10 protein-coding genes are annotated in these 11199 nt (G+C 43.3%); 3 read left to right on the forward strand and 7 right to left on the reverse strand.

Annotated elements, in window-relative coordinates:
• Positions 1–2121: M1 family metallopeptidase (locus KKA81_05560; GenBank protein ID MBU2650381.1), on the reverse strand; the 2121-nt coding region annotated here is incomplete at its 3' end.
• 255 nt (positions 2122–2376) lie between these two features.
• Between KKA81_05560 and KKA81_05565 the strand changes: the two genes are divergently transcribed.
• The 3 genes from KKA81_05565 (at position 2377) to tsaB (ending at position 5895) form a co-directional block, all read left to right on the forward strand.
• On the forward strand, positions 2377–3771 hold the full coding sequence (locus KKA81_05565; protein ID MBU2650382.1) for a TolC family protein: 1395 nt from the start codon (positions 2377–2379) through the stop codon (positions 3769–3771).
• Positions 3772–3850: 79 nt separating this feature from the next.
• A complete protein-coding gene (locus KKA81_05570; protein MBU2650383.1) occupies positions 3851–5200 on the forward strand; it encodes an efflux RND transporter periplasmic adaptor subunit in 1350 nt (449 codons plus the stop codon).
• Entirely contained in the window at positions 5200–5895 is a 696-nt protein-coding gene (tsaB, locus tag KKA81_05575; protein ID MBU2650384.1) for a tRNA (adenosine(37)-N6)-threonylcarbamoyltransferase complex dimerization subunit type 1 TsaB, read from the forward strand. The genes KKA81_05570 and tsaB overlap by 1 nt, the downstream gene beginning before the upstream one ends.
• Here tsaB and KKA81_05580 read toward each other — a convergent pair.
• The 6 genes from KKA81_05580 to KKA81_05605 form a co-directional block, all read right to left on the reverse strand.
• Positions 5890–6789: a cation diffusion facilitator family transporter gene (locus tag KKA81_05580; protein MBU2650385.1), complete on the reverse strand. Its 900-nt coding sequence runs from the start codon at positions 6787–6789 to the stop codon at positions 5890–5892. The two genes, tsaB and KKA81_05580, sit on opposite strands and share 6 nt — an antisense overlap.
• A 21-nt stretch (positions 6790–6810) precedes the next feature.
• Positions 6811–7458 (reverse strand): cation transporter, encoded by a 648-nt coding sequence (locus KKA81_05585; GenBank protein ID MBU2650386.1) that lies wholly within the window; start codon positions 7456–7458, stop codon positions 6811–6813.
• Between the two features lie 14 nt (positions 7459–7472).
• Positions 7473–7823: a cation transporter gene (locus KKA81_05590; protein ID MBU2650387.1), complete on the reverse strand. Its 351-nt coding sequence runs from the start codon at positions 7821–7823 to the stop codon at positions 7473–7475.
• 18 nt (positions 7824–7841) lie between these two features.
• A complete protein-coding gene (locus KKA81_05595; GenBank protein ID MBU2650388.1) occupies positions 7842–8123 on the reverse strand; it encodes a heavy-metal-associated domain-containing protein in 282 nt (93 codons plus the stop codon).
• Between the two features lie 15 nt (positions 8124–8138).
• Positions 8139–10364: a TonB-dependent receptor gene (locus KKA81_05600; protein ID MBU2650389.1), complete on the reverse strand. Its 2226-nt coding sequence runs from the start codon at positions 10362–10364 to the stop codon at positions 8139–8141.
• 65 nt (positions 10365–10429) lie between these two features.
• Positions 10430–10909, reverse strand: a complete 480-nt coding sequence (locus KKA81_05605) for a hypothetical protein (protein MBU2650390.1) — start codon at positions 10907–10909, stop codon at positions 10430–10432.
• Between the last annotated feature and the right edge of the window lie 290 nt (positions 10910–11199).

Raw genomic sequence — 11199 nt, forward strand, 5'->3', positions numbered from 1 at the left:
AATATGGAACCTGTTGCCTGAGGGGTTGGGGAAAATATGCATCCAGGATTTATCGTCCGGGGGTAATTCATTCTCATTTTCACCTACGGAAATATCGATTACCGCGAGTGTATATTCCCCAATCTTTAATGAGTCGACATACAGGAATCCTATAGACCAGGGGCCGATACGGGTAAAAGATATGTTTTCCCAGTCATGGGCTGCATCTTTGCGGTAGAGGATAATAATGGAATCCGTTTCACTAAGGATAAGAGTGTTATCGAGGTATCCGCTTTTGTTATACTGGAACCTTCCGGTTGCAACGAAATCATCCGGAAAAACCCCTTCAACCGACCAGTAGCGGTAATCGGAAATTCTGAGATTGGGCACAGGTGCTTTCAGGCTGTCGGGTGCAACCCAGTGATGGATCACGCGAACAAAGGCTGAATCTGTAATTTCCTGGGTGCTTAACTGAAAAAAGGTATGGTCGAAAATTATATCCCCAGGTTGGTTAACAACCGTAAATCCACCGGTTTTGGCATCGCAGATGTTGCTTTCCAGGTCAACAAAAACGGCGACAGGTTCAAATGGAAGAGATTTAACTGACATTCCTGTTTCACCGGAAAAAATAACAGTATCCATGGACCAGTTCCAGTCGCTGTCCATAAAATAAATATCGGTTTTGTGCAGGGTCCCGTTCCAGGATGGACCTTTTCTCTTTGCTTTCAGGTAAAGGGATATTTCCGATCCGGTTTCGGCAGGCTGAATGTTGAATGAGTCGAGACTATAATGAGGGGTGCCGCCGTTCAATACCCAATTGTCGAAAAAGCCGGTCATATTAATCCCGGTATGATCTGTGATAAAATCCCGCATATCGTAAGAGTTCACTGATGTAAAAGCAAAATGATCAAGAAATGCTGTCATTGTTTCAAAGAAAAGTTCATCGCCCAGATAATTTCGGAGGGTTTGAACCACGGTGGATCCTTTATCATAGGCAGAAGTACCGTAAGTGATAGTTTGCGGCAGGTTATTCAGCGGCCAGTAACCTCCTTCTTCTTCGTGGACGTATTGTAACACATCGGCGTGTTTATCCATGAGAGTGGTTTTAAAGGTCTCCACATTGTACAGGATCTCCGTGTAAAACATTTCGCAGAAAACTGCCCAGCCTTCGTTCAGCCACATTTCCTCGGCTTTGTCACAGGTTACTTTGTCGCCGAACCACATATGCGACATTTCGTGGGCATACAACCATTCATAGGTAGCATTGCCGGTAATGGTATTGTTTGGGTATGCAACATTGGTGGCATGCTCCATGGCGCCAAGCTGAGTTCCTACATAACCCATCCTGTCCCATGAATATGGGCCGAAATGGGTTTCATAGATCATCATGATGTCATTCAGGTTGGCGAAGTTACCGGCAACTTTAACCGAGTCAACAGGCTTGACATAATACGTGACAGGAATATCTCTTTCCAGCCCGTTATAGGTTTCCTCGATGAGAACGTAATCGCCCACCGCTACCGAGACAAGATATGTGGGAACGGGCTGGTTTAATTCCCAATGGTACATGATCTTTCCCGGGGATGGAATGGTAGTTTCTACCAATATGCCACCGCAAACAGCCGTAAGTCCTTCGTCGACAGTTACAAACAATTCATATGTTGCACGGTCGGTGAAATCATCAATACAAGGGAACCAGGCTTTACCAAGGTTATGCGGGATGTAGCTGATACCTACACCCAGGTTGAATCCGTAACTTCCTGAAAAATGAAAACCGCCCCAGGATTCATGAAAAGGCTGGCCGTTGTATGCAATTTCAACATTCAGGATATCAGTGGTGTCGACAGAAACAGGAAGAGGGATTTCCAGGAAACCGTTATCATGGCTAAAGTTTGTTACGGGTGTTCCGTCAACATCAACTGAAGTTACTGTCAGATCAAGTAATTCCAGCCTGATTGCATCAAGATCATTAACAAGAGGTTTGAGAGTGATTAGGGTGGATGCATCAATTGTTTGTGTTGTAGTGTTGATTTCATTGATGGTGATTGAATAGTGCATCGCATGGATGGTATCACCGATAGAAGCTATTGACAATAAAGGTAAGCCAATAACAATTGCCAGAATATAATTAATTCTTTTCATGATCTTTTCTGTTGGTTTTCAATTTTGTGTAAAAGTATCCAATTCGAAATTATTTCGCAAACTGTGATGCCAGGAAATATTTTGTTATTTTTGATGTTTATCAAATGGTCTCTGTTCGTTAACGAACAATACACGTTTTAAAATGGACACTTTCCGTTAAAAGGGATAATTTTATTGGCGATTAATTTTTGAAAATCAGTAATTTATAAAAATGGCACATTTTTAGCTCCCGAAATGCGTCAAAAATCTTAATTTATGATCCGATTCAAATCATTTTCAGTCATGCCGATTTTAAGATATTTTTTAACAGGAAGCCTGGTCATACTAATGGCTTTTCAGGCTGGTGCACAGAAAAAGTGGAACCTGGAAGATTGTATATTGTATGCATTAGACAACAATATCCAGATCAAACAAAGTGAGTTAACATCAGCCAGCAACAAGGCGGATTTGCTGCAAAAGAAACTGGATCTGCTTCCCACGCTGAACGGAAATGCTTCTTCGGGCTGGGGATGGGGAAGGTCACCAAACCCACAGACCAACATTTACACCATTGAAAACACAAATCAGCAGTTTTTCTCAGTCAGTTCGGGGATCACTTTATTCAATGGTTTGCAGAAATACAATGCAATTAAGAAGGCCCAGCTTGATTTGGAAGCCAGCCGTTATGATTCCGATAAAATGCGCGATGATATTGCTCTTATGATCGCAGGCGCGTATCTTCAAATCCTTTTCAGTAATGAATTGGTCAAGACAACTGCCGATCAGGTGGATATCACCAAGCAACAAATTGAGAGGACTCGCAAACTTGTAGATGCGGGAACGCTGGCCAGGGGTGATCTGCTGGATATCCAGTCGCAGGGAGCACGCGAGGAAGTCAATTTCATCAACGCTCAAAACCAGTTGAACCTTGCCTACCTTGATCTTTTACAAATACTCGATCTTCCGGCATCCGAGCCTTTTGAGATCGATGTACCGAATATACAGATCAGGGTGCAGCCGGAGTTGATGCAACCGGAACAGGTTTTCAAGTATGCCGTAATCAACCTTCCTGAAGTTAGGAGTGCTGAATACCGCTTACAGAGTGCCTCAAAATCACTTTCCATAACCAGAGGTTACAGAAGTCCGACTCTCAGCATGAATGGATCCTGGTCTACCACGGTTTCCGATCAGATCCGCGACAATTTCCTGGATCCAAACAGCGGTACTATGCCTTTTGAAGACCAGATCCGAAACAATGAAAACAAATCTCTCTCCATTGGGTTATCCATACCCATATTCAATGGTTTCCAGGTATCTACCGGAATACAACAGTCGAAAATGGGAGTGGAATTTGCCGAATACGACCTGCAACTTGTGAAGAATACAGTGAGGAAAAACGTTGAGACAGCCTATACGGATGCTATGGCATCATACAAGACATACCAGGCAAACCTCAAGTCGCTGGAGTCGTTCCGTGAGGCATTTAAATATATGGAGCAGAAATTCAATGTAGGTTTGGTCAACTCTCTTGACTACAATACTGCCAAAACACAGCTCACCCGTGCTGAATCTGATTTGCTCAGTGCCAAGTATGATTATGTATTCAAGACGAAAATCCTGGATTTTTATATGGGTAAGCCCATTACAATGGAGGATTTTATTGTTAAGTAGGGATATTTTGTTATTTTTACGAGATAATGTTTTACCGGATAGATCGGTTGTAAATAAATTCATCAGAAATTAGCTTTCCATGAAAAAGTCGTCCAAACGCAGAATGTGGCTCATCATAGGCGGAGCCGTCATTATCCTGATTCTTGTAATTGTAGCTGTAAATAAAGGTGGTAAATCCAAAGGTATACGGGTTTCGGTTGAAAAAGCGGAAAAGCGTACCTTAACGGAAACAGTATCTGCCAATGGGAAGATCCAACCTGCCATAGATGTTATGATCAGCCCTTATATCTCGGGTGAGGTTGTTGAACTTCATGTAAAAGAAGGAGACGAGGTTTCCAAAGGTGATATCCTGGCGAAAATCGACCCGGAAATTTACATTTCTAATTTTGAGAGGTCTGAAGCCAATCTGAGCTCCCAAAAGGCCAATCTGGCCAATGCCAGGGCCAGGGTTGCCCAGGCGGAAGCACAGTTCCTGAATGCAAAGGCTAATTTCGACAGGAATAAATCATTGTGGGAGGAAAAGGTTATTTCGGATGCTGATTTTGATGCTATCAAATCAACATTTGAAGTTGCAAAGGCTGAGGTTGAGGCCGCGAAGCAAAGTGTGATGAGTGCCGATTTTAGTGTGAAGAGCGGGGAGGCATCCCTTAAGGAAGCACGGGAAAACCTTACACGGACGACCATCTTCTCTCCTAATGACGGAAAAGTATCCAAGTTGAATATTGAAGTAGGTGAACGGGTTACAGGTGCCAGCCAGTTTTCGGCCGGTACTGAGATCATGCGGATAGCAAACCTCGGCAACATGGAAGCCAATGTGGAGGTTAATGAGAACGATATTGTAAGAGTTTCGTTAGGAGATACCTGTGAGATTGAGGTGGATGCATACCTGGGCAAAATATTCCTGGGAGAAGTTACAGAAATTGCTACTTCTGCCAATACAGCGGGGGTTAGCGCCGACCAGGTGACTAACTTCGATGTAAAGATCAGGATCTTCCCCGAATCATATTCGGATCTGATACCAGAAGACCAGCCAACCTATTCTCCGTTACGCCCGGGTATGTCAGCAACAGTGGAAATTCAGACAGAGACAGCCCATAATGCCCTTACCGTCCCGATTCAGTCGGTTACCACCCGCGCCGATACAACAAAGAATGATAAACCCGAAGAAATTGCTGAGGAATCGAAGACAGGTATCAAAGGTAAAGAGGAAATCCAGGAAGTGGTCTTCCTTGTCGTTGATGGCAAAGCTTCTATGGTTCCTGTAAAAACCGGCATCCAGGATAATATGTATATTGTTATCACCGAAGGCCTTGAGGATGGGCAGGAGGTTATTACCGGCCCCTATCGCGCTGTTTCTAAAAGGTTGAAAGACGGTGACGAGGTAACAGTAGTAGATAAAAAGAACCTGTTCAGTGAAGACGAAGAATAGTGGCTTATCTGCTTCATATTGAGACTGCAACACAGGTTTGTTCCGTCGCCTTATCCCTGGATGGCAGAGTTCTGTCATGCCTTGAAAGCCATGAGAAGAACTCACATTCTGCAGTTTTAACCCTATTAATCAATGAACTTCTTAACCAGGAAGGGATGGCATATTCTGAGTTGGATGCTGTTGCCGTCAGCATGGGTCCGGGCTCTTATACCGGCCTCAGGATAGGGGTTTCTGCTGCCAAAGGATTTTGTTATGCACTTGATATTCCAATGATTTCGGTTCCTACATTGCAATCCATGGCGGCTGGAGCTTCTGGTCTTCCGGGAATACAGCCGGGATCATTATTATGTCCTATGATCGATGCCCGTCGTATGGAGGTTTATACGGCAGTGTTTAACCAAAACCTTCAGGAGGTAATGGAAACACAGGCTATGATCGTTACGGAAAACTCATTCCTGGAGTATCTTGCAGATTACCCCATATGTTTTATTGGAGACGGTGCAGCTAAAACACGCGACATCCTGGAAAAACTGCCCAACGTATTTTATCCCGCTGGTTTTGAGGTCTCAGCAAAATTTATGTGCGGCCTGTCGTGGAAAAAATTCCTGGAAAAAGACTTTGAAGATGTAGCTTATTTCGAACCGTATTACCTGAAAGATTTTATTGCCGGGAAACCCCGTGTAAGAGGCTTATAAGCGTTCCGATATAGAAGACCTTTCATGATCCACGTTGTATTCGAACTGTACAGTTATATGCGTTATGCCAAACTGATCCATCAACATGCGTTCTATTGTTTCCAAAATGGGCTTTGTATCTGAAACCCTGATGTTCTCAGAAACAATAACATGACATTCAAAATGAATGAGGCTGTCATTCAGATTCCAGAGATGAACATGATGGACGTTGGCTATCCCCGGGATTTTTTCAACCTCGGCTTTGATTTTATTCAGGCTCATTCCACGAGGTGTGCCCTGCATCAGAATATCCACCGTTTCACGGAACACAAACCATGTTTCCCGGAGAATATAAAGGCTTATCAGAACCGTGACCAGCGGGTCAATCCAGAACAGGTCGAAGAAATAGATCAGGATGCCTCCTATGATTACGGCAACCGATGACAGAGTATCGGAAAGCAGGTGAAGATAGGCTGACCGGATATTTATGTTTTTCCCCGAATCTTTTCTCAGGATTAATACGCTGATCAGATTGGCTGCCAGTCCGGCGGTTGCTACGATAAACATGATCTGGCCCCTGATGGGCTCGGGGTCCATAAAGCGTTTGACGGCTTCGATGAAAAGAAAAACGGAAACCAGAATAAGAACCAGGGAATTCAGGAAAGCGGCCAGGATCTCGACCCGTTTGTATCCGAATGTTTTCCTGTCGTTGGAGGCCCGCCTGGATATTTTGTTTGCGATCCAGGCAATGAATAAAGCAATGGTATCACTGAGGTTGTGAAGAGCATCGGACAACAGGGCCAGGCTGTTGGACAATATACCTCCTATAACCTCGGCAATGGTAATTGCCAGGTTAAGGAACACTGTTATTACAAGGTTTCTCCCACTGACCGGTTCAGGATGATTTCGCCCCATCGGATAAAATTACTAAGAAATTCAATGACAACCATCGGTTCCGCAAGAGCAGGAAGTCTTTCCTGCTGCTTTTTCCAGGGCCTCCTTTCCTTCCCTGAAAGCAAACCATGCAATACCCAGGGAGCCGGCTATATCGAAATATCCAATTCTGAATATTTCATACAGGCCGCTGGAGATTAGCAGGATAACCGATAAATAAAAACAGGTCCGTGTGCACATCGCATCGGCGATAATAGCTTCAGATCCGAGCTTTTTACCTGTTTTTAGTTTGGCCCTCATCAAAAACCACATGGTTCCAATACTAAATACCGAAATGAGAATTCCAGGAATCGTTGTGTCAGGATTATTGCCCTGAGTAATATTGATAATCGAACCAAATATAAGTCCAACCGCAAGAAGAAAAAAACTGTATCCAGTGATTCTAAGTGCATTACGCTCAAACCGGTCGTGGAATTCCTCGCCGGATCTTTTCATCCTTATCACCATATGCAGGATACCTGCACCGGATATTACTTCGACAAAACTGTCGATACCGAATCCCAAAAGGGCCAGAGTGTCGTCGCTAAGACCAAAAAATATAGAAACGAGACCTTCGGCAATGTTATAGACTATAGTCAGAACCGACAGCCATAAAGCTGTATTGATAAGTTTGCCCGGGTTTGTTTTCATATCATGGCATTGACTTAGTGCGGAGGTGCATCCTTTTTGCAACAAGCAGGAAGTTTTTCATAGGCTTTTGGGTCGGCTTCCACATTATCGGCATCGTAACCTATTGCTGAGATTGCCTTGCGGAGCTTTTCAGGATCCGTTTTATCTCTCCGGTATTCTATGGTTACAATCTTTGTTTTAAGATTGAGTTCCACCGATTTTACACTTTTTTCAAAAGCCATATCGTGTTCTATTCTTTCCTTACACATGCTGCAAACTGCGGAAGTTTTGATCTCAATCTTTTCCGTTTTGCTTTCCTTTTCCTGTGCAATTGATGTAATGTTAATTGCCAGAATGGCTATTATTATCAAACTGAAGTTTTTCATATTTAGTCAGAATTAATGTTATACATCTTTTTGAATCCTACCTATGGCACAGCTCATATAGCTGAGCATAGTGTTGGAGAAATTTTTATTCCCTTTTTCAGGATATCCAAAACGAGCAAGTTTCCTGACGAATGCTTCTCTCAGGTCATCATCGGATTCGTAATGAATGACAACATTTGGTTCTTCAAAATTTACAGATACGTCAGTCACTTCAGGGAACCTCTTTACTTCTCTTTTGATGGTGTTTGCACATCCATAGCATTTGAGGTTTTCGATATTAATTTCTGCTGTTTTCATCATATAATAATTTTTAATTTATTTAATTGAATATCTGATTCCTGCGTAGATCTTTATTCCAGAAACAGGCCCCCAGATCATGGAGGAATCAAAGTATTTTCCGAAAGGATCATCAGAAGCGATGATCGGGTGCTTCTGCCTGTACCCTGTAAGATTTTCACCACCAATATATATATCCCATTTTTTAAAGTAACGGGTAACCTGGGCATTCAGGATGGTATAGGCAGGTGATTTATCCTTCATCCGATATTTTTCCGGATTTGAGGCAGTAGAAGGAATTCTGCTGTCACCGTTAAACTGGCTGGTGAAATCGAATTGCCATTTTTTCATACGGGTAGCATAGGATAGGGTAATCAAACCTTTGTAGCGATTTACGAAGGGTTGCCGCATCAGATTGTCATTAATGGTCATTCGCACATCATTGTAACGGAAGGCGGCTGTAATATCAAGTCCTTCCAAAAGTTCGTACTGGGCTTCGGCCTGATAACTGTTGGAAAATGATTGCCCGTCGAGGTTATAAATAAGCACGTCCTGGGGACTGAAATCGCGGTCGATAATCACCTGGTTGATAAAATATGTGCGATAATAATCGAGGTTAATGGCAAGTTCCCTTCCCAGGATATCAATGTATTGTGTCAGGTTAAGTCCATAGTTCCATGCTTCTTCCATTTCCGGTTTATCCAGGATGTGGATTTTACGGGAGGAGGCAAGGATATAGGTGTTTTCTGCGATAACGTTTGGCATCCGGTATCCTTTACCCACAGAAGCACGGATGATGGTGTTTTTCAGAGGATTGTACTTTAAATGCATCCTTGGTGTGAGCATAGTACCGAAAATATTATGGAAATCGGCTCTGAAGCCAAGGAGCAAAGTGAACTGTTCCGGAAGAGTCCATGTGTACTCTGCAAATATACCCGGAACACTTTCCCTGCGGCTGAAAATGCTGTCGTTCAGATACTCCTCATAATTATCCATCATATAACTTAATCCGGAAGTGATCTGGTGATTAGTATTGCCAATGTAAGTCTGAAACATCAGGTTTCCGTAATAGTTATTTTCTCTGCCGTTGTAATCGTTTAGGCCGAAATAGGATTCCTGGAAATGATAAATGAAGGAGTTTATGAAGGCAATATTGGTTCCCGGTCTGCCTTTAAACAGATAGGCTGTTTTTGAAAATGCCTCAAGGCGGTCTGTACGTATGTTTATTCCATATCCATTTGCAGGAACCCTGACCTCCTCATCAATATAGTTAACCTGACCGCCTTGCCTGTTTTCCTGCAGGACTTTTATTCCGAATTGTCCGTGCATGTTTTTATGGTTATCAAATTTCCAGCGGTTGAACAAATGATACTGCCTTACCAGGGGCTCATCGATAAAATTATCTCCATCGTGATCTATTTTGCGGGAAAGGTTTTCAACATGACCCAGTACCATTGTACTCCAGTGATCATTAAGTTTCATGGCCGTGTTAAAATTTCCTTCCACTTTGGTATGGTTGTTTACATAGGCATTCAGATATAGTTTTTCACTATTATCAGGTTTTTTATATTCAATGTTTATCTGACCTGTGATGGATTCATATCCATTTTTCACAGATGCAGTGCCTTTGGAAACATGAATAGATTCCATCCAGGGCCCGGGGACAAACCCTAACCCGTATGCTGTTCCTAATCCCCGTAGGTTTGGAATGTTTTCCATCTGGATCTGACTGTATTTACCCGCCAGTCCGAGCAAACGGATCTGTTTGGCCCCTGAGACGGCATCACTATAAGCAACATCAACCGAAGCATTGGTTTGAAAACTTTCCGACAGGTTGCAACAGGCAGCCTTCTGAAGTTCGGCCGAGGTGATATTGAAAGTTTGAATAGGACTAAGCCGTGAAACAAACCCCCCGGGAGCCTTATTGGCAATTACTACTTCTTTGAGGGTGTTGTTCATGGTTAATTCTATTTCCAGGAAATCCTGATCGTCGTGAACAAAAACCGAATCGTTAGCGAATCCGATGAAGCTTACAACCAGAGGTACAGTTTCATCCTCATGCCTGTCGAGATGGAAGGATCCATCCTTTCCCGTTGCCGTACCTTCTGTTGTACCTGCCCAGTAAACATTAGCTCCGGGCAAAACTTTTTTTTCTCCTGATTTGCCAATTTCGTAAACAAATCCATGGACATGGCCATCTCCGTGCTTATGTTCGTCTTCATGCTGCGGATACCCATGCCTGAAAATTAGCAGGCAGAGCAGCATAAAAGCATATTTTTTATACATAATATATCCTCCTGATTAAAAAATAATATCTATTCCACTAAAGCTTAAATGGAATATTCAGGAGGTGCAATTTTCAACTGATGAAATGAGATAATTCGTTTACAGGGTAAAATGGGAGGTGGGTTGGCTGACATTTCCGGAAGAAGATCATCTATTACCGTTATATCAACATTCAATGATATAAAAGCAGCCAACAAGGATTCTATCTCAGTAATACGGTTGACCTGTTTGATTATACCGGTTTCAAACGGGGAAGAAATTTTCAGGTAAACCGGGATTGTCTGACAGCAATCTCTTTCATTGCCAGCCGGACATGATGATTCATTCTCCTGCCCGGAGCAGCATGACATTAATGAAGAGCCATCGTGGCAGCAGCTGTGGTCAACAGGGATCAAATGGGTTGTAACCTTATGGTTGCAGGCACAATGATGCTCAAATATCAAAACCCCTCCGGTAGAAATAACTACCAGCAATGCCAGAATAATCCCGCTGACGGCTTTGAAATATTTGTTACTCTTTTCCATTTATCCTGCAATTGTAACAAAAAAAGATGGAAGATGTTTACCGGAGCAGAATTATTTTGTTAAACAAATGTTAAACCACCTCACCCCGGGCCATCTTTGATCAAACCACCTCTCCCCCGGGCCCTCTCCGATCACACCACCTCTCCCCCGGCCCCTCTCCGATCACACCACCTCACCCCCGGCCCCTCTCCGATCACACCACCTCACCCCCGGCCCCTCTCCTGAAGGAGAGGGGAGACGTGACTGCAAAACTGAACCGGATTTACCTTGATTAGTGTGATTAGCGCGAA

This window comes from Bacteroidota bacterium, assembly GCA_018831055.1.
Classification (GTDB): Bacteria; Bacteroidota; Bacteroidia; order Bacteroidales; family B18-G4; genus M55B132.